We start from the raw sequence: 20201 nt of genomic DNA, 5'->3' as shown, positions 1-20201 counted from the left end.
CGGGGCGGTTTCCGGCCGCCACGCTGCTGTCAGCAGATCAGCTCACGGCAGGAAGCTCCGCGACGTCGTGGTACACCGGGATGCCCCGTTCCCGCGCGATCCTCACGTCCTGGTCCGCGCCGTTGGAGTCGCCCGGCAGCCGCAACACCGCGTCGCAGTGTTGGAGCAGCCGTTCCGCGGTCGGGTACAGCACCTGGTCGGCGTGCACGCCCTCGGCCTCGGAGCCGCGCAGCACCGGCAGCGCCACCCACTCCCCGATCATCGGCACGTGGCCGGCGCGGAAGACCGGCCACGCGGCTTCCTCCAGCCGGGCCAGGTTGCGGGCCATCAACTCGGGGTCGTCGCCGGTGCCCGAACGGTAGGGGCCGGCGATCAGGATCATCATCGGTCTCGCCATACCGGGAGCGTACCGTGCATAATCACGGAAGAACAGGAAGGAGTGTGCAGATGCTGGTTGCGGAACGTCATGAGCTTCTGCTGGCGCAGCTCGCCGCCCAGGGCAAGGTGGTCGCCAAGGACATCGCCGCCGAACTCGCCATATCCGAGGACACCATCCGCCGTGACCTGCGCGAACTCGCATCAGTTGGCCTGTGCCAACGGGTGTACGGCGGCGCCCTGCCCGTCTCGCCGGCCGTCGCCGACTACGCCACCCGACAGACCGTGGCCCTGGACAGCAAGCAGCTCGTGGCGAAACGTGCACGATCGTTGATCGAACCCGGCATGACCGTGCTGATCGACGGCGGCACCACCGCGCTGGCGGTAGTGCAGGCCCTGGACCAGGAGTGCATGGTCATCACCCACAGCCCCACCATCGCCTGCGCCCTGCTCGACCGCCCCGCCGTCGACGTCTTCCTGCTCGGCGGCCGCCTGTTCCGGCACTCCGCTGTCACCTGCGGCGCCGCCACCGTCGAGGCCGCCCAGTCCGTGTCCGCCGACCTCTTCCTGCTCGGCGTCACCGGCGTGCACCCCGACGAGGGGCTCACCACCGGCGACGCCGAGGAGGCCGCCATGAAACGGGCCCTCGCCGCCCGCGCCGCCGACACCTACGTGCTGGCCAGCGCCGAGAAGATCGGCACCGCCTCCCGCTATCGCGTGCTCGCCGCGCGGGAGGTCGCCGGCATCATCACCGACGTCCCCGCCGATCACCCCGTGGTGCGCCGGCTACAGAACGACGATGTCACGGTGCTTCACGCCAGTTAGCCCTTGCAGGCGTCCACCTTCTGCTTGGCGTCGGCCACCGCCTTGGCCGCGTCGTCCGCCTTGGCCTTGACCTTGGCCTGGTCCTCCTGGGCCGCCTTCACCACCGAGATCGCGTCCGCCGACTTGGCGATCGCCTGCGCCGCGTCGGCCATCGCCTGCGCAGCCTTCGCCGCCGACGCCGCGTCACCCCCGGCCGCCGCCTGCGCCGCATCCGCGTCCGCGTTGGCCTTGGTCATCGCCGCGTCCGCCGTCGCCTGGTCGGCCTGCGCCTTGGCCACCTTGTCGTCCGCCGCCTTGAGATCGGCGTCCGCCGTCGTCTTCGCCGCCTCCGCCGCCGTCACCGCCCCCTGCTCGGGCGTGCACGACTTCGCCTCCGGCGACCCCCCACACGCCGCCGTCGCCAGCACTCCACCGAGCACGACCGCGAGCACCACCGAACGCATCAGGTCTTCCCCCCTGAACCAGTCAAAACCGTATCGACCGCCCACTCTACGGATACCGGACAACGGTATTTCCACCGGCACTTCCGTCGAAGATCCCCGTGGGCAGGTCACGGGTAGGGCTAAACCCACTCCGAAGGCACTGTTCAACACCATTGGGCCGACCAGGTCGGCTTCATAGCCTCATACCGAGGTTCGCGCCAGGCGGGCTGAGCGGCGGCCCATCTGGGGGACGAAGTGAGCAATCCTGACAGTCGCGGCTGTGCCGTCGCGTTGGACTCGGTGCGCAAGGTCTACGGCAAGGGCGGCAACGCCGTCGTCGCGCTCGCGGGCGTCACGGTCGCCTTCCAGCAAGGCACCTTCACGGCCGTGATGGGCCCGTCGGGCTCCGGCAAGAGCACCTTCCTGCACTGCGCCGCCGGCCTGGACGTGCCGACCTCGGGCTCGGTGGTGCTCGACGGCCAGGAGCTCAGCGGCATGAGCGAGACCAGGCTGACCACGTTGCGCCGGGACCGGATCGGCTTCATCTTCCAGCAGTTCAACCTGCTGCCCGCGCTGACGGTGTGGCAGAACGTGACGCTACCGCTGAAGCTGGCCGGTCGCCAGCCCGATCAACGCCTGGTGGACCACGTGATCGCCCGCGTCGGCCTCAGTGAACGCAAGGACCATCGGCCCGGTGAGCTCTCCGGCGGCCAGCAGCAGCGGGTGGCGATCGCGCGGGCCCTGGTGACCCGACCGGCGGTGATCTTCGGTGACGAGCCGACCGGCGCGCTGGACACCACCACGGCCCGCGAAGTGCTCGGGCTGCTGCGTGAATCGGTGCGCGCCGACGGGCAGACCGTGGTGATGGTGACCCATGATCCGGTCGCGGCCTCCTTCGCCGACCGGGTCGCCTTCCTCGCGGACGGCCAGTTCGTCGACGAGTTGGTCGGGCCGACCGCCGACGCCGTCGCCGAACGGATGACCAGGCTCGGCGCCTGGGCCGAGGCGGCCCGGCAGGCCAAGCTCGCGGGCGGGAGCGTCCGCTGATGTTCGACTTGGCTTTGCAGACCCTGCGCTTCCGCATCGGCGGCTTCGTGGCGACCTTCGTCGCGGTGTTCTTCGGCGCGGCCATCGTGATCGCCTGTGGCGGCCTGCTGGAGACCGGCATCCGCACCGATGTGCCGCCGCAGCGGCTGGCCGCGGCCGAGGTGGTGGTGGCGGGCAACCAGACCTACTCCGTCGGTGACAGTTCGACCAACTTCCCGGAGCGGGTCCGGGTGGACTCGGCGCTGCAGAGCAAGCTCAAGTCCGTGCTCGGGGTCGCCGGGGTGGTGGCCGACGTGTCGTTCCCGGCCGCGGTGCTGCGTGACAACCAGCCGGTCACCGGCACGGCCGTTTCACAGGGCCACAGCTGGGATTCCGCGCAGCTGCGGCCCTACAAGCTGAACGCGGGCTCGGCGCCGTCCGGTGCCGACCAGATCGTGCTGGACTCGACCGTCGCGAAGCTGGCGGGGGCCACGGTCGGCAGCCAGGTCCAGGTCGCCGTGAACGGCGCCGCCCGCGGCTATCAGGTGTCCGGCATCGTCGACGCCGGCAGCAGGCCGGCGTTGTTCTTCGCCGACGCCCAGGCCCAGCGGCTCTACGGCCACCCGGGCAAGGTGGACGAGTTCGGCGTGCTGGCCGCGCCCGGCACCGACGCCGACGATCTCGGCGAGCGAATCAGCGCGGTGCTGCCCGTGAAGTCGGCCGTCGCGCTGACCGGTGGCGACCGCGGGGTCGCCGAGTTCCCGGAGGCGGCGGCCAGCAGCGAGAACCTGATCGTCACGGCCGGGGTCTTCGGCGGCATGGCGATCGTGATCGCGCTGTTCGTGGTGGCCTCGACCCTGGGGCTCACCGTGCAACAGCGGTTGCGGGAGATGGCGTTGCTGCGCGCGATCGGCACCACCCCACGGCAGGTCCGCCAGATGGTCATCGGTGAGTCGATGGTGGTCGCCACGCTGGCCACCGCACTGGGCGTCGCCCCCGGGCTGTTCCTCGGTCAATGGCTGTTCGACCAGTTCGTGGCGCACGGCGTCGCCCCCGACGTCGTGCAGTTCCACCAGGGCTGGATTCCCGACGTGGCCGGGGTCGGGACCGCCCTGCTCACCGCGTTCAGCGCCGCGATGGTGGTCGCCTGGAAGGCCGCGAGCACGCGGCCGACCGAGGCGCTGGCCGAGGCGGCGCTGCCCACCCGATGGCTCAGCCCGCTGCGGCTGGCGCTGGCCCTGGTGTTCATCGCGATGGGCATCGCGTTGCCGATCATCACCGTCACCGTGATGGTCGGCCCGGTCGCCTCCGCGACCGCCGGCCCGACCTCACTGGTGTGGGCCATCGGGCTGGCGCTGCTGGCCCCCGGCATCACCAGGTTCCTCGTCTCGGTGTTGCAGGGCCCGCTGCGGCTGGTCACCGGGGTGGCCGGCTACCTGGCCACGCTCAACGCCAGGGCCAGGGTGATCAGGCTGGCCGCCGCGATCACCCCGATCATGCTGGCCACCGGCATCGCGCTGGCCAACCTGTACCAGCAGACCACGCAGGGCGCCGCCATCCAACAGGTCTACACCGCGAACCTGCGTGCCGACGTCGTGCTGGACTCCTCCATCGGCCTGCCGCCCGGCCTGGCCGACAAGGTCCGTGCGGTGCCCGGGGTGGCGGCCGCCTCGGCGCTGGTCGACAGCGGCGGCTGGGTGACCAAACCGAAGGACCACTCCGATCAGGAGACGCCGTGGGCACTGCGCGGCATCGACGCCAGTGGCGCCGCGCAGACCTTGGACGTGCCGGTGACCCAGGGCGCGCTGGCCGACCTGAGCGGCAACACCGTCGCGGTGCCCGACGGCCCCGCCGCCGACATGCACATCCAGCTCGGCGACACGATCACCATGCGGCTGGGCGACAATTCGCTGGCCGACCTGCGGGTGGTGGCTCTCGTGACCGGCAAGCGCGGCTTCGAGACCTTCTACCTGCCCGCCAGCCTGCTCGCCACGCACACCGCGCTCGGCCTGCCGACCCAGATCCTGGTCAAGGCCGCCCCCGGTGCGGACCCGACCGCCGCGCTGACCGCCTTGGCCGCGCAGAACCCCGGTGTGCGGGCCACCAGCGCCGCCGCTCTGCTCAGGGGCGCGTCCTCGGACGACTCCACCCAGTCCTGGACCAGCTACCTGCTGATCGCCGTGATCGTCGCCTACACCGCGATCTCGGTGGCCAACACCCTGGTGATGGCCACCGCGCGGCGGCGCAAGGAGTTCGGCCTGCAACGGCTCACTGGCTCGACCAAGTGGCAGGTGATGCGGATGATGGGCGTGGAGAGCGTCTTCGTCGCCGTCATCGGCATCGTGCTCGGCGCGCTGGTGTCGCTGACCACGCTGATCCCGTTCAGCATCACGATCGCCGGTTCGCTGCTGCCGTCGGGCCCGGTGCAGATCCTGCTCTGGGTGGTCGTCGCGGCCGTCGTGCTGACCTTCGTCGCCACCCTGGCCCCCGCCTGGGTCGCCCTTCGCCCCCGCCCCGCCGAGGCCGCAGCCTCGGTCGAGTGACGCGCGTCAGGTGAGCAGCCCGGGATTTCCGTGGGTGCCTCAACAGCAGAGGGCCCCGATCCGCAGCAACGGATCGGGGCCCTCAGCGTTCATCAACTCAGCTGTTTGCCCAGGGCCAGGACCTGTGCCGGGGTCAGCACATAGCTCCAGGTCTGGACGTTGCTGAGCTGGCCCGGGAAGAACGCCGTGTTCGTACCGCCGGCGAGCCCACGACCGATCGCGAGCACCCCGTTGGCCGCGAACGGCGTGGTGTCCTGGGCCGTGCCGGCGAGAGAGCCGTTGACGTAAAGCGCCAGCGCTCCGGTCGACGCGTTGTACGTGCCGGTCAGCTGGGTCCAGGTCCCGGGGGTCACAAAGACCGACGACTTGGCCTTCACCTGGGTGGACCCGGCGGCGTCACTGGTGTTCATCGTGAACGCCCACCGATCGTCGTCGGCGTCGTACTGCAACGCGAACGCGGAGTTCTGGCTGCCGTCCTGGCTGACGATGTCGGCGTCATGGTCGCCGCCATTGAACTTGACCCACGCGGAGACGCTGAAGCTGCCGGCGGTGTTCAGGACCGGCTCCGCCGTCGCCACCTGGGTCGTGGAACCGTCCAGTTGGAGGACCGTGCCGCGGTCGGCGTCGTTGGCCCAGGTGGTCGCGCCGGTAAGCGTCCCGTTGTGGACAGGAGGTGGGTCGCCGGCGTCGTCCTGCGGATACCAGGGCCCGGTGTGGTCGGCGCCATCGCTGATCAACGGGTTGCCGGGATCGGCCGTGCCGTCGTCGAGCTTCCAGGTGTCTGCGGGGCCGGTGTAGGCCATCGTGAGGGCCGCATAGCCGACATCGCTGAGATTCGCGTTGTCCCCGATGCTCACCCCGGGCTTCAGCGCCACCTTCCCGTCGCTGTCGGGCACGCCGATCCGGCTGTCGGGGTCGATGTAGTAGTAGCGGGCCAGCTGCACGCCGCTGAGATGGTCGTTGACGCCGTGGGAGTCGTTCGTGTCCGGTGCGCCGGCCCGCCTGGCCTCGACGTCACTGGTGCACGGATCGTTGACGGCCCCACCGCCACCGGCATAGCCGACACACGGGGTCAGACCGAACTGGATGACCGTGATCCCCGACTTGGTCAGCACCTTCAGCAGGGCGTCGAAGGCGTCGTTCAGCGGTCCCTGCTGCTGCCCGTGGAGCAGGTCCTCCAGACCCTCGTCGACGACGATGGTCGTCAGCCCCGGTTCGGACAGGAGATCGCGGTCCAGTCGGGACAGCACCGAAGGACCGCCGACCGCGCCGCCGTTGAAGGTCTGCGGGTTGTCGGTGAGGATCTCGTTCGACTCGATCCCGGCGCTGACCGTGCCGTAGGGCGTGGGCGCGGTCGGTTCGGCGGCGGTGAGGTTGGCCGCGACGTCGTTCTGCGAACCGGCGCTGGCGTTGGGCTGCCAGGCGTCGATCAGGCCATCGCCGAGCACAGCCGTCGTGCCGATCCCGTTGGTCGTCACGTCCAGACCGGTGAGCACGTTCGTGAACGCGCCGTTCGTACTGGTGAACGCCCCGCCAGGGTTGGTGGTCTGGTCCCCCGCCGCCAGGTACTCCCACGCCGTGTTCGCCCAGGTGTGTTCGACCAGCGCCGGCACCGAGTTCGACAGATGGAAAGTGACCAGCAAGTTCTGGTTCGCAGTCACAGTGAACGGCAGCGGATCGCTGTACGTCATGCCGCCGGCAGGCACCAGGAGTGGATTGCTCGCACTCACAGGTTTGCCACCGAATTTCGGCGCCTGCGGGCTGCCCGCCACCGCGTTCGGCGAATAGGTGACAGTCGACGCCGCGTGAGCGACCGCGACATTGTCGATGACGAGCTGGTTGGCGCCGAGCGCGTTGTCGAGTTTGATGCGCATCGTGTTGCCCGACAGCGACGGCTTCACCACGACACGGAAGGTCTCGTTCGAGTAGCCGTGTCCCTGGAGATTGAACTGTCCTTCGCTCGGGCTGGCCCACGAGCCGGTCCACGTCTGACCGCCGCCGGCGTCAGTCGTGTTGCGGAGCGTCATACCGAAGATGTGCAGCGTCTGACCCGAGCCGTCGGGGCTGACGCCGATGTCGGGCAGCGTGACCGACGTGATCTTGGCGCCGGCCGGGACCTTGACCGCCAGGGTGTAGATCTTCGGATTGGCAGTGGTGACCACGCCACCCGGTGTGCTCTGGTGGGGCAATGTGAGCGCCGCCATCGAGGTCGGCCCGGTGACCCAGTCCGGCACCTCCAGTGTGAAAGCCTGTGGATTCGCGCCGTCGAACCCGATGCTCCCAGTGCCGGCACACGGCGCCGCGATCTGCACACCGGAGAAGCAGTACGTACCGGCGACCGTGGCGCCCATCGGGGCAATCGGCGCCGCCGCCACCTGTGGCGCCGATGGCGAGACAGCCGGGACACCGAACTGGGCCTTGGTCGCGGTCGCAAGGAACATCAGGTAGCTGGTGCCCGTGCCGGGGGCGGTCGCCTGGTAGTCGACGGTCTGGTTGGCGGCCAGGATGTTGTCCGGCGCACCGCTGCCGAACTGGGGCAAGGTGAACGTGCCGCCGTTGACGCTCACCGTCTGTCCCGGCTTCCAGCCGGCGTCGGTCAGGTCGCTGGCCAGAAAACCGTTGGCGCCGTCGGCGTCGCCGACCTTGCCGCCACCACTGATCGCGGTGTTGCCGAACTTGGTGTTGGTCAGGCAGGCGGCGAAGTCACCACAGTGGACATTGGCGTCGCCACGGGCCTGGAACTGGAATGCCTGCTGCTCGGACAGGTCACCGGCGGGATCGATGGCGTAGGCGTACAGCGTGTGCGGCCCCGGGGTCTTCGGCTGGATCGGGATCGAAACGGTGGCGTAGATGGAGGCCGCTTCGGTCGGGCTGAGCGCGCGGGCGTACACCTGTGCGTCACTGATCTGGCCGGTGAAGAAGTTGCTCGCCGATCCGCCGCTGAGCTTGCTCGCGCCGATCGTCAACGGGCCCGGTGCGTTCCACGGCGTCGGGTTCGGGGCGGTGCCAGCGAGCTTCCCGTTGACGTAGAGGCTCATGGTGGACGTGATCACGTCGTAAACGCCAACCAGGTTCGTCCACGTGTTGAGCGTTGGCGGCGACGAGTCGCGCGCTGCCGGGTACGAGGCCGCGTTGGCGGAGTCGCTGCTGGGGCTCACGAACGCCCACGCGTTGAACGCCTTCGAGTACTGCAGGTAGAAACCGGACGCATTCGTCCCACCCTGACTCACCGCCGTGTAGAAGCCGTCGGTACTGGCGAGGTTCACCCAGGCCGAGACCGAATACGAGCCGGATGTGGTCAGCACGGGACCGTTGGTGGCGGCGTAGCCGGGACTCCCGTCAAGCCCCATGACCTTGCCGTGCGCCCCGCCGTCGGCCCACGAGGCACCACCGGTCAGCGTCGCGGTCTGGTTGCTACCACTGGCATCGGCGGCCGCGGTTCCGCTCCCATCGCTGAGCTTCCATTGGCCGGCCGGCGTAGCGGCGGCGCCACCGGTGAACGTCGTGATCTGCGCCGAGGCGGGAATGCCACCCGTTGCCAGGGGCTGGTCAAGGCTGTAGGCGATCGTGCTGCTGTTGGCTGACTGCCCTGAGACGGTGAATTTGCCGGTGTCGGCCGCGGTTCCGGTGCCGGTGTAGGTGGACTGCACCGTCGAGGTGGCCTTGATCTCGTCCGGGGTGAGCGCCCGGTTGTAGACCTGGACGTCGGACACGGATCCATTGACGAAGTTGGTCACACCGCCACCGGTCAGCTTGCTGGCACCGATCGACAGCGGACCGCCGGCCTGCCACGGAGTCGGATTCTTGGCGGTGGTCTTCGCGGCGACGCCGTTGATGTACAGCGTCATGGTGTTGGCGCCGCCGGTCGTGTCGAAGACGCCGATGAGGTTCGTCCACGTGTTCAGCACCGGCGGCTTGTCCCCGTAGGACGCAGGGTACGAGGCCGCGTTGGCGGAGTCGCTGCTGGGGCTCACGAACGCCCACGCGTTGAACGCCTTCGAGTACTGCAGGTAGAAACCGGACGCATTCGTCCCACCCTGACTCACCGCCGTGTAGAAGCCGTCGGTGCCGTTCAGCTTCACCCAGGCCGACACCGAGTAGGACGTCCTGGTGTCGGCCAGCACCGGGCCGCTGGTGGCCGCGTAGCCGTTGACGTTGTTGAAGGCGAGGGTGTTACCACGGGCCGGATCCTTCACCCAGACCGAGCCGCCGTTCAGCGTCATCGGGTGGCTGCCCGCCGAGTCTGCCGCGGTGGCGCCGGTGCCGTCGGCGAATGTCCAGCGCCCGGTCGGGTTCTTGGCGACGCCACCGACATTGCTGGTGCGGAAGGTGTCGTCCACCGACACGACGGGCTGTGGCGGCGCGGTCGGTTCGGCGATGTAGCTGCACACCGGGGACCAGCCGCTCGTCGCCTCGCCGTCGGTCACCTGCGCCTTCCAGTCCACCTGTTGGTCGTTGGACAGGCCGGCGACGAAGTCCGGCGGGAGAGCGAACGTGGCGTTGCTGCTGCTCGGTATCCCGTCCGCGCTGTATCCCGTGTGGACGTCACTGGTGCCGTCGACCCAGTACTGGTAGGTGACCTGGAGCGGATCGCCGTCGCGGTCGGAGGCATTGGCGTAGAGGATCGGCGGATTCTGGTCGATCGTCTTGCCGACGTAGGGGTACGGCTTGACCGTCGCGCACGCGGCGACGGCGTTCCCGTTGCGGACCGACATCTGCGACGGATCCGGTGTGTTGGGCGGGAAGTTGTACTCGATCTCCAGCGGCGGGTTGTCCGAGAACCGGCTGAAACCGGGTTGCGGGCCGCGGTTCGCCTCGTCGTCGTCATCCGAGAGCCGCACGGTGAAGGTGCCGTCGTGCTCGCCAGTGTTCTGCCGGATCGGGCCGGTGACGTCCAGACCGACCGAGCTCGACGTCGCCTTCGAGCAGAAGTCCGGGTTGTACGCCGCGCCGACGGGCTTGGTGTCCAGCAACGCGATGTCGTCCGGGCGGTGGTTCCACCGGGTGTAGTTGTGGATCCCGCCGGTCCAGCGGAGGTTGACGCTGGTGGCGACACAGGCCGCGGAGTACACCTTCGTCGCCTCGACCGTGGCGGAGTTGATGATCGCTCCCCACAGATTCTCCGAGATTTTCCACTGGTAGTAGGCGCGTTCGATGCCCGGACAGCCCTCGTCCGGCCAGCGGTTCACGCCCACACCGAGCTCGCCGAAGTCACCGGCCGCGCCGGCGTTGCCGAACAACGAGACGTCATTGCAGGGCGGCCCCTGCTTGACCTCGTCGTAGTCGGGTGTGCCGGGGTACACGCCGGGGTTGCTGGCATCGGCGTAGTGCCAGTTGAAGCTCGGGTCGATGTACACCGGGAACACCGTCGAGGACGCGGTGAGGAGCTGGTGATCCGGCGTCAGATCCAATGAGGACGACGACGCGTTCGTGTGCACCTTGGCGATGTGCGAGAGCACGCCGGCGTGGTTCGAATCGGCCGGGTCGGGCAGTGGAGCCTGTTTTCCCCTTGGGACCGTGGTGTTGGAGTCCCACATCATCGGCGCGGCCGCGGTGAGCGTGGCGTTCTCGTCGGCGCCGGTGACCGTGACGGTGTCGGCCGTGCCGGCGGCGAGCTTCCCACCGGACAACGACGTCGCCAGGTGCAGCTTGGCCAGCGCCGGATTCTTCGCCGCGGCGGCGTTCTTGACGATCAGAACCTCGGAGAAGCCACCGGTCGTGGTCGCGGCGACCTGGAGGTCCACACCGGGGAAGACCTCGCCGTAGGTCGCCACCGACCCGGAAACCTTGGGCTTGGGCAGCGGCGTCGGCCACGACACGGTGTAGGTCGTGCCGTGCGATGTCGTGGAGACGAGCGGACCGTTGCCACCGTTGGAGATCGTGGCGCTGCCGTATGCGGTTGCCGACGGAGCGAGGGCACCCTGCGCGTTCAGGTGGAGGCCGGTGCTGACCGGAACCCACTTGCCGTTCTGCTTGGTGCGCACCGGTTCCGGGTTTACGGTCAGCTGAAAGGAGCCTTTCGGCTCGGCCACCACCTGCTGGGTCTCGGTCGTCATCGCGTCGACCGTGACCGGTTTCCCGGTGGCGTGGGCCTGAGCCACCTCGGGCTGTGCCGCCTGCGGTTTCGTGGCGGCCGGTTTGGCCGCGGGATGCTGTGCGGTCTGGGACTTGGTAACCGGATCTCCGGACGCCTTCAGGGGTTTCGACGTACTGCTCGCATTGGTCGCCGGGGCGCCCGCGGCGGTGGGAACAACCGCCAGTCCGACAGTGAGGCTGATCGCGCTCGCCGTTGCGAGCAAACCGATTCTGGACACACGTCTGCCACCAACCATGGCAACGAACCCTTCCCCCTTCGGCGACACGGATGTCGCCGCCGAACTGCCCGCGCCGGCTGCCCCGGAGCGTCAGATCGAACCGTAGGTCGGGACAGGACCGCACGCAGCGACTGTTCGGGCGCAACCCACGCCCCCTCGATAGGCCGAACGGCCTCACAGATACGGATTTTTGACACCAAGCGACATCAACAGGACTTTTCCGAACACTTGCGTTCGCCCACCCCCCACCTGGTTGACTGCGTCCCGTCGGCCCGACCGGCGGGGGCGAAGTGGCCGATCCTTCACCTTCCAGCAGGTCTTCCTCCACAAAGGACGGTTACCAGTGACACGACCCAAAAGACGGAGACCCTTGCTCCTGGCCACACTCGTGGCGCTCGGCCTGGCCACCGTTGCCGCGCCGGCACAGGCCCACGTCGTGTCGTGGGGTCCAGGCACCTACATCGCCGCGCCGACTCCGACCCGGGTGCTCGACACGCGCGACGGCACCGGCGGGGTGTCATCCCCGTTGGGCAGCGGTGGTGAGCTGACCTTCCACATCGCGAACCTGCCGGCCAACACGGTTGCCGTGGTGCTCAACGTGACCGCGGTCGGGCCGTCCGCGGACGGATTCCTCACTGTCTACCAGGACGACTTCAGCCGCCCCGCGGCGTCCAGTGTGGACTTCTCCGCCGGGCAGACCACGGCAAATCTGGTCACTGTCGGCCTCACAAACGACGACGTCGAAATCTTCAACCACTTCGGCACCACTGACGTCCTCGCCGATCTGGAGGGCTATTACGTGTCGAGCGACGACGGAGCGGGCTTCACGACCACCGCTCCGACCCGGGTGCTCGACACGCGCGACGGCACGGGCCGGGGCGGACTGGCGGGGCCGGTCGGCTCCAACTCCACCATCTCGGTATCGGTGCCGGCGGTCCCGGTGGACGCGACCTCGATCGTGCTGAACCTGACTGCCACCGACGCCACCGCGGCCAGCACACTGACCGCCTACGCCACCGGCTCGCCGAGGCCGGCCACGTCGAACCTGAACTTCGCCGCCGGACAGACCATAGCCAATCTGACCGTGGTTCCGGTCAACAGCAGGAAGTTCTCCATCTGGAACACCGCCGGCACCGTCGACCTGGTCGCAGACCTGGTCGGCTACTACACATCCGCCGGGGCCGGACTCTTCACCGCTATCCCTCCGAGCCCGCTGTACGACACTCGTGACGGCACGGGCGCGCAGGGCAAGGTGGCGCCGCTGGGCCCGAACCAGACCGTGGCCGTGCCGCTCGACATGGCTTTCCTTCCGCCCGACGTGTCCGCTGTCGCGCTCCACCTCACGGTCACCAACGCCACCGCCACGAGTTTCCTCACGGTGTACCCGGACGACCCGAACAACCCGGACCGCCCCAACGCTTCGAACATCAACTTCACGCCGGGACAGCTCGTCTCCAACACGGTGATCGTGCCCGTGGTCAACGGCGCGGTCGACCTGTGGAACCAGACCGGGAACGTCGACGTCGTCGCCGATATGACCGGGTTCTACGAGTCGTTCACCCCCTAGACGATTTGATCCCTTTCGGGATCGTATGTCCGTCTTGCTTGGACTGTTGGGACGAACAGCTCCTGGCGTTTGCGTCCGAACAGCCGCTGTGTGGTGACTGTGAAATCCGATTAGCGTTCGACTGCCGCCCCCGTGAGTCACGGGGCGTGTGACGCAGAGGCAAGCCGAGCTTGCCTGACCTAGGGGGGTCGTGCTGTGGTGCGCGGTTGTGCTCTGCCCAGACGTAGATCGCCATGGTTCCTGGTGGTCGCGGTCGTGTCGGTCCTCGGTCTCGTCGCCGGAATCACCGATTCGGTGCCGCTACCGGTGTCGGCCGCGCCGATCGCCGACAGCGCCAAGCTGAAGCTGCCGCCGGAGAAGTCGGTTCCGGTCACACCGGTGGCCAGCCACTACAGCAAGCCGGCGCCGCCGACCAACTGGAAGCCGACGAAGACGACCATGCCCTCGGGCAGCGGCGACGTCACGATCGCCGCCTCGGTCAGCGCCAAGGCAGCGGCCCCGCAGACGGCTTCCGTGCCGGTGCGGCTGGGAAAGCCGGCGGCGAAGACGGCAGCCACGACCGCCACGACGGGTGGCACGGCACACGTCGCCGTGAAGCCCATGCCGGGTGGGCTGGACGGTGAGCTGATCACCGTTCAGCGCACCGACCAGACGCCAGGCCCGATCGACGCGAGTCTCACTCTCGACTACTCCTCGTTCCGTGACGCTGTCGGCGGCGACTGGGCGTCCCGCCTACGGCTGGTCCGACTGCCGGACTGCGTGGCAACGACACCGGACAAGCCCCAGTGCCTGACCGCGACGCCGCTCACCTCCACCAACGACGCGAAGGCTTTGACGGTGTCGGCTGATGTGACGCTGCCGGCCTCGAAAACGCCGATGGTGTTGGCTGCCACGGGATCGAGCACCGGCAACGGCAGCGGCGACTACAGCGCGACCTCGTTGAAGCCCTCCGGATCGTGGTCGGCCGGCGGCTCCTCGGACGCGTTCACGTGGAATTACACGATGGACACCCCGCCGGTGCCCGGTGGCCTGGAGCCGAATCTGGGACTGAGCTACGACTCCCAGTCAGCCGACGGCCTGACCTCCTCCACCAACAACCAGGCGTCCTGGGTCGGCGACGGCTGGTCCTACGAACCCGGGTTCATCGAGCGCTCCTACCAGTCCTGCCACCAGAACACCGACACCGCCACGCAGAACTGGGACTCCTGCTGGACCAACCTGAACACGCTGACCCTGTCGCTGGGCGGGCACACCTCGACGCTGGTGCCCGATGACGCTCACCCGGGCACCTATCGCCCCCAGGGCGACGACAACGAGAAGGTCACCTACTTGACCGGCGGGGCCAACACCGCCAACAACGGCGAGTACTGGGTGATCACGACCAGCGACGGCACCAAGTACTACTTCGGCCTCAACCACCTGCCCGGCTGGAAGGACAGCACCACCCCGGCCACGAACTCGGTGCAGACCGAGCCGGTGTTCGCGACCTCGGCGGTGAAGGACGACCCGCAGTCCTGCTACAAAGCGAACTTCGCCGACTCGTGGTGCCAGCAGGCCTACCGTTGGGACCTGGACTACGTCGTAGATCCGCACGGTGACACAGCGTCTTACTTCTACACCCCCGAGGTGGGCTACTACGCCCGCAACAAGGGCACGACCGCGGACACGCCCTACACTCGCGGCCAGTACCTCACCAAGATCCAGTACGGGCAGCGTGACGGCGCGGTGTACTCCACGCAGCCCGGCGGCCAGGTGGTGTTCACCTCGACGCCACGATGCGTGGAAGTCAACGCCGACCCCAGCGCGGCCAACGCCTGCAAACTGGACAACCTCAAGCCCGCCAACGCCGCCGACTGGCCCGACGTGCCGCAGGACCTGGTGTGCGCCAGCGGCGCGACCTGCCAGATCCAGTCGCCGACGTTCTTCTCCGAGTACCTGCTGACCAACGTCGAGACCGACGCCCTGGTCGGAGCGGCGGAGAAGCCGGTCGACTCGTGGAAGCTGGCCTACAGCTTCCCGCCGACCGGGTCCAATGTGAGCTCCTCACCTTGGCTGTACACGATCACCCGGCAGGGGCTGGACACCTCCAACAGCGGCGCGACCTCCAGCAGCGCGCTGCCGGTCATCCAGTTCGACGGAACGGGTATGGCCAACCGGGTCACGACCAACGGCGGCACCGGGCCGATCACCCGGCAGCGGCTCTCGAAGATCACCACCGAGACCGGCGAGATCATCAAGGTCGACTACCTCAACCCGGGATGCGACCCCAACGCGCTGCCCGTCCCCGAGCACAACCAGTCGCTGTGCTATCCCGTGTACTGGTCGCCGAACAACCAGCCGACGCCGATCGTGGACTGGTTCAACAAGTACGTCGTCAACACCGTCACCGTCACCGATCCCACCGGCGGCAACACCAACGACACGATCGAGACCCACTACACGCCGACCGGTCCCGCCTGGCACTACGACGACAGCCCGCTCACGCCCGCCACCCCGACCAACCAGCACACATGGAACGACTGGCGTGGCTTCTCAGGCATGACCACCAGCGTGGTCGGCCGAAGCCCCGATCCGACGACCAAGACGCAGTCCACCTACTTCCAGGGCATGAACGGCGACACCCTGCCGGGTAACGGATCTCGGCCCGCCACCGTGCAGGACTCCCGCGGGGACCCCGCGATCACCGACTCCGACCAGTTCGCCGGCATGACCTACGAGGTCCGAACCTTCAACGGCGACGCACTGGTCAGCGACACGGTCACTGACCCGTGGACGTCCGATCCGACGGCCACCCACACGCTGCCGGACTCACTGCACCTGCCGGCGCTGCAGGCCTTCCACACCGGCACCGCGGACACCAAGGTCTACACCCCGCTCGGGGACGGCAGCACCCGCAAGACCGAGACGGACAACAGCTTCGACCAGTACGGCCGGATCCACAAGGTCAATGACCTCGGCGACACGGCCACCGCCGACGACGACCTCTGCACCACCACCACCTACGCCGACAACGCCGACCACTCGAAGCTGGACTCGCCGTCCGAGGTGCTCGAGGTGTCGGCCAGCTGCGACAAGACCCCGGTCTTCCCCGACAACGCCGTCTCGGACAAGCGGATCTATTACGACAAGTCCACCACGCTGGGCGAACTGCCCGGCGCGGGTGACGCGACGAAGACCGAACAGGCCGGCTCGTACGACGCCCAGGGCAATCCGGTCTGGGTGGCCCAGTCCACGAACACCTTCGACCAGTACGGCCGGCCACTCACGGCGACCGACGCCGACAACCGAACCACCAAGACCGCCTACACCCCGACCGACGGAGCCGAGCCGACCGCGATGTCGGTCACGGATCCGAAGGGGCTCACGGCCGGCACCACCTTCGATCCGCTGCGCGACCTGCCACTGTCCACAACGGACGCGGCGAGCTACAAGACCACGGCCACCTACGACGCGCTGGGTCGCATCGTCACTGTCCGCAAGCCGGGCATCAACGGGATCGCCGTCAAGTACGCGTACACGGTCTCCAACCAGGGCCCGTCCACTGTCAGCACGCAGACCCTGAATGACGACGGCTCGTACCGGACAGCCGAGACCCTCTACGACTCGCTACTGCGCCAACGCGAAACCCAGACGCAGACGCCGGACAACTGGCGGGTCATCACCGACACGGTCTACAACAGCGACGGTTGGGTCTCCTACACCGCCAACCCCTATCTCAATTCCAGCCCCGTCGACGGCACGCTGGTGCAGGCCCAGGTCGCCGATGTTCCCTCGTCCACTGGAATCAGCTATGACGGCACCGGCCGCAAGACCCTGGCGGTCGCGTACGCGCAGGGCATCGAGACCTGGCGCACCACGTACTCCTACGGCGGCAACACCGTCACGACCACGCCGCCCGCCGGCACCGCGCCCAGCACCACGGTCGCCGATGCTCGCGGCCGGACCACCGACATCCTGCGCTACCACGCGGGTGTGACACCGGACCCGGTCAAGGCCGCCGCCTCGGACTATGACCGCACGCACTACACGTACTACCCGTCGGGCAAGCAGGCCAGCATCGTCGACCCGGCCGGCAACACCTGGTCGTACACCTACGACCTGATGGGCAACCAGCTCACCGTCAAGGACCCGGACTCAGGGACGACGACGAGCACCTACGACAACGCCGGGCTACTCGCCACAACCACGGACTCCCGTGGCAAGCAGGTCACCACGACCTACGACGAGGACGGCCGCAGGACCCACCTGTACGACACCACATCCACGTCAGTGCAGAGCCAAGCCAACATGCTCGCGGAGTGGACCTACGACTCGGTCAAACCCGGCTACCCCACCGGTTCGACGTCCTACTCCAACGGCGACGTCTACGCCAACCAGATCACCCTGTACAACGCGCTCGGCAAGCCGGCCAAGAGCAAGGTCACGCTGACCGGCGAGGGCACCACGCTGGCGCCGGCCGGCGGCTTCGTCACCACGTACAACTACACCGCGACCGGCAATCCCAGCTTCGACGACCTGCCCACCACCCCAGGTATGCCGGGCGGGATCGAGACCGTCACCTATGGCTATGACAACTTCGGCGAGCCGACATCGCTCAAGGGCGACAGCGACACCTTCTCCACCATCTACGTCAGCGCGCTCGGCTACAGCCGGCTCGGCCAGCCCGTCGCTTACCAGATGCCGATTCCCGGTGACACCGCACGGGTGCAGCTGACCTACGACAACCAGACCCAGGCGCTCACCGACATCAAGACCCAGACGGTCAACGGCCAGGCCGATCTCGACGAGCTCAGCTACTCGTTCTCCAACTCGTCCGTGTCGAAGGGAGCCGGCCTGCTCCTGTCCACACAGGACAAACAGGGCGGCGGGGTCACCGTCGACCAGCAGTGTTTCTCCTACGACTACGCGTCGCGGCTGGCCGGCGCCTGGAGCGCCCTCGACGACTGCTCGGCCACGCCCAAACCGAGCGCTTCCCCTACCGTCGGCGGCCCCAACCCCTACTGGCAGACCTGGACCTACAACGCCGCGGGCGACCGCGCGACGCAGACCGACCACGACGTCACCGGCAACACCGCCAACGACAACACGACCACCTACCACTACCCCACCGCCCAGCCCAACACTCTGGCCGACACCACCACCACCGGTCCCAACAGCGCGGCGCAGACCGCCTCCTACACCTACGACGCCGCCGGCAACACCAAGACCATCACCGGCGGCGCCACCGGCGACCAAGCCCTGGTCTGGGACACGCTCGGCCACTTGTCCACCGACACCACCGCCACCGGCGGCAGCTCGTACGTCTACGGCGCCGACGGCAACCTCGTCGTCCGCCGCGATCCGGGCCGGACCACCCTGTTCCTCGGCGACCAGCAGTTGGTGCTGGACACCAAGGCCAATGCCGTCACCACCACCCGCTACTACACCCTCGGCGGGCTGACCGTCGCCTCCCGCACCGGCAGCGGTCCCGTCCAGTACCTGATTCCCGACCGCCAGGGCACCGACCAACTGGCCATGGACGCCAACACCGGGGCCCTGACCAGCCGGCAGTTCCTGCCCTTCGGCCAGGCCCGCGGCGCCGCGGGCCTGTGGCCCGGCGGAGACAAGGGCTATGTCGGTGGCACCCCCGACGACGCCACCCAGCTCGAGAACCTCGGCGCCCGCGAGTACGACCCCGCCGACGGCCGCTTCCTGTCCCTCGACCCGATGCTGGAAGCCACTGATCCCAACCAGCTCAACGGCTACGACTACGCCGGCAACAACCCGGTCACCGGCAGCGATCCCAATGGTCTGCTGACCCACTGCCCCGACGACGACTGCTCGCACGGTCTCAACGGCGACCCGAGCCAGAAGGACGTCGACCCCATCGCGCCGGTGTGGGGCACCACGGGGTCGGACAACTGGTGCAACCCCTTCTGTGGCAACAAGACCATGAGCACGGACCCGATCAGGAAGGTCCCGCTCTGGCGCAAGATCAACCAGGCCATCCTGAACGAGGCGTGGAACGGCCGGCCGAAGCCCGTTTACACCTACTTCCCCGGCAAGACGCACGGGGAGTTCCCCGAGCCCGGGGGCGCTCCGGCCGACGTCGACCCGGCGGCGATGCTGGGTGGGATCGCCGGAATCGTCGCCGGAATCGCGGAGGCCACCGGCTGTGCGGCCGCCACCGAGGGATTCGGCCTGCTTGTCTGCGGTGGGAACGCCGTCAACACCGGGCTCAATGTCGCCACTTCTGTGTCCAACGGGCTCGCCCCCGTCCTACGTGGCTGCAACAGCTTCGCCGCGGACACACCGGTACTGATGGCCGACGGGTCCACAAAGCCGATCCAGGATGTGAAGGTCGGCGACGAGGTCACGGACAAGGCTCCTGGAAGTGCCGATACCGCGCATCACCGGGTCACCGCGATCCACGTCACCGACACCGACACCGACTTCGTGAGTCTTTCCGTTGGCACCGCCAACGGGGCGAAGACGATCACCGTCACCGCGCACCACCTGTTCTGGGACGCCACCACCCACCGCTGGACCGCCGCCGCCGACCTCAACCCCGGCGACCAGCTCGACACCGGCGACGCCGCGACCGCGACCGTCCGGTTCAGCTGGCGGTTCACCTCCAGTGTCCGGACCTACAACCTCACCGTCGCCGATCTGCACACGTACTATGTGACAGCTGGGACCACGCCACTCCTCGTCCACAACGACGAATGCAAGGTCAACCCCAAGCCCGGGCCGGCACCCGACGGCTCCACGCTCGAGCAGTACGCGGACGCGAATCGAGGCGCCAACCAAACCTCAACCCCCGACTTCGTCACGGAATACACGTCGCCATCCGGCCAGAGGTACTACGGTCGCACCTATCGCGTGGGAGACCCTGACACCAACGAAGAACTCAAGGAACTTCTCGACGACTGGGGCTGTCGCAGCACCTGCTCCGAGGTGAGCGCCGTCAATCAGGCCGAAAACGCCGAAGGAATCTACGCCATGCGCGGCGGAACGTTCAGGACCTTGAGAGTCAGACCATTGGGGTCACAGTTCCCGAGCGGAACCCCGGCCGATCCGTGTGAAAAATCATGCCAATCAATGATCAGGAGACTCGGTGGCAGGTTCAAATAGCCCCATCCTTGGCGAT

At 68.1% G+C, this 20201-nt stretch carries 8 protein-coding genes; 5 read left to right on the top strand and 3 right to left on the bottom strand.

From position 1 onward, the window contains the following. Positions 1-37: 37 nt before the first annotated feature. Complete coding sequence (locus JJ691_RS48470) at positions 38-397, bottom strand: DUF4406 domain-containing protein (protein ID WP_249227513.1); 360 nt, start codon at positions 395-397, stop codon at positions 38-40. A gap of 50 nt (positions 398-447) precedes the next feature. Between JJ691_RS48470 and JJ691_RS48465 the strand changes: the two genes are divergently transcribed. Further along, the gene (locus tag JJ691_RS48465) at positions 448-1200 is read left to right on the top strand and encodes a DeoR/GlpR family DNA-binding transcription regulator (protein ID WP_211766104.1); all 753 of its coding nucleotides are present in this window, start codon (positions 448-450) and stop codon (positions 1198-1200) included. Here the strand turns inward: JJ691_RS48465 and JJ691_RS48460 are convergent. Then, positions 1197-1643 (bottom strand): hypothetical protein, encoded by a 447-nt coding sequence (locus JJ691_RS48460; protein ID WP_211766103.1) that lies wholly within the window; start codon positions 1641-1643, stop codon positions 1197-1199. The genes JJ691_RS48465 and JJ691_RS48460 overlap by 4 nt on opposite strands. Positions 1644-1877: 234 nt before the next feature. Between JJ691_RS48460 and JJ691_RS48455 the strand changes: the two genes are divergently transcribed. Together JJ691_RS48455 and JJ691_RS48450 are read left to right on the top strand one after the other, a co-directional pair. Beyond that, on the top strand, positions 1878-2669 hold the full coding sequence (locus JJ691_RS48455; RefSeq protein ID WP_249227512.1) for an ABC transporter ATP-binding protein: 792 nt from the start codon (positions 1878-1880) through the stop codon (positions 2667-2669). Continuing rightward, positions 2669-5191 (top strand): ABC transporter permease, encoded by a 2523-nt coding sequence (locus tag JJ691_RS48450; RefSeq protein WP_211766102.1) that lies wholly within the window; start codon positions 2669-2671, stop codon positions 5189-5191. The genes JJ691_RS48455 and JJ691_RS48450 overlap by 1 nt, the downstream gene beginning before the upstream one ends. A 92-nt stretch (positions 5192-5283) precedes the next feature. On the opposite strand, the gene JJ691_RS48445 is transcribed toward JJ691_RS48450, so the two are convergent. After that, the gene (locus tag JJ691_RS48445) at positions 5284-11247 is read right to left on the bottom strand and encodes a LamG-like jellyroll fold domain-containing protein (protein WP_211766101.1); all 5964 of its coding nucleotides are present in this window, start codon (positions 11245-11247) and stop codon (positions 5284-5286) included. 628 nt (positions 11248-11875) lie between these two features. On the opposite strand from JJ691_RS48445, the gene JJ691_RS48440 reads away from it, so the two are divergent. Together JJ691_RS48440 and JJ691_RS48435 are read left to right on the top strand one after the other, a co-directional pair. Then, positions 11876-13072 (top strand): hypothetical protein, encoded by a 1197-nt coding sequence (locus JJ691_RS48440; protein ID WP_211766100.1) that lies wholly within the window; start codon positions 11876-11878, stop codon positions 13070-13072. 243 nt (positions 13073-13315) lie between these two features. Next, a complete protein-coding gene (locus tag JJ691_RS48435; RefSeq protein WP_211766099.1) occupies positions 13316-20185 on the top strand; it encodes a polymorphic toxin-type HINT domain-containing protein in 6870 nt (2289 codons plus the stop codon). Positions 20186-20201 lie beyond the last annotated feature (16 nt).

The organism is Kutzneria sp. CA-103260 (assembly GCF_018263855.1).
Taxonomy (GTDB): Bacteria; Actinomycetota; Actinomycetes; order Mycobacteriales; family Pseudonocardiaceae; genus Kutzneria.
The sequence above is the reverse complement of the archived record's forward strand: the minus strand, read 5'-3'. Positions and strand labels throughout refer to the sequence as shown.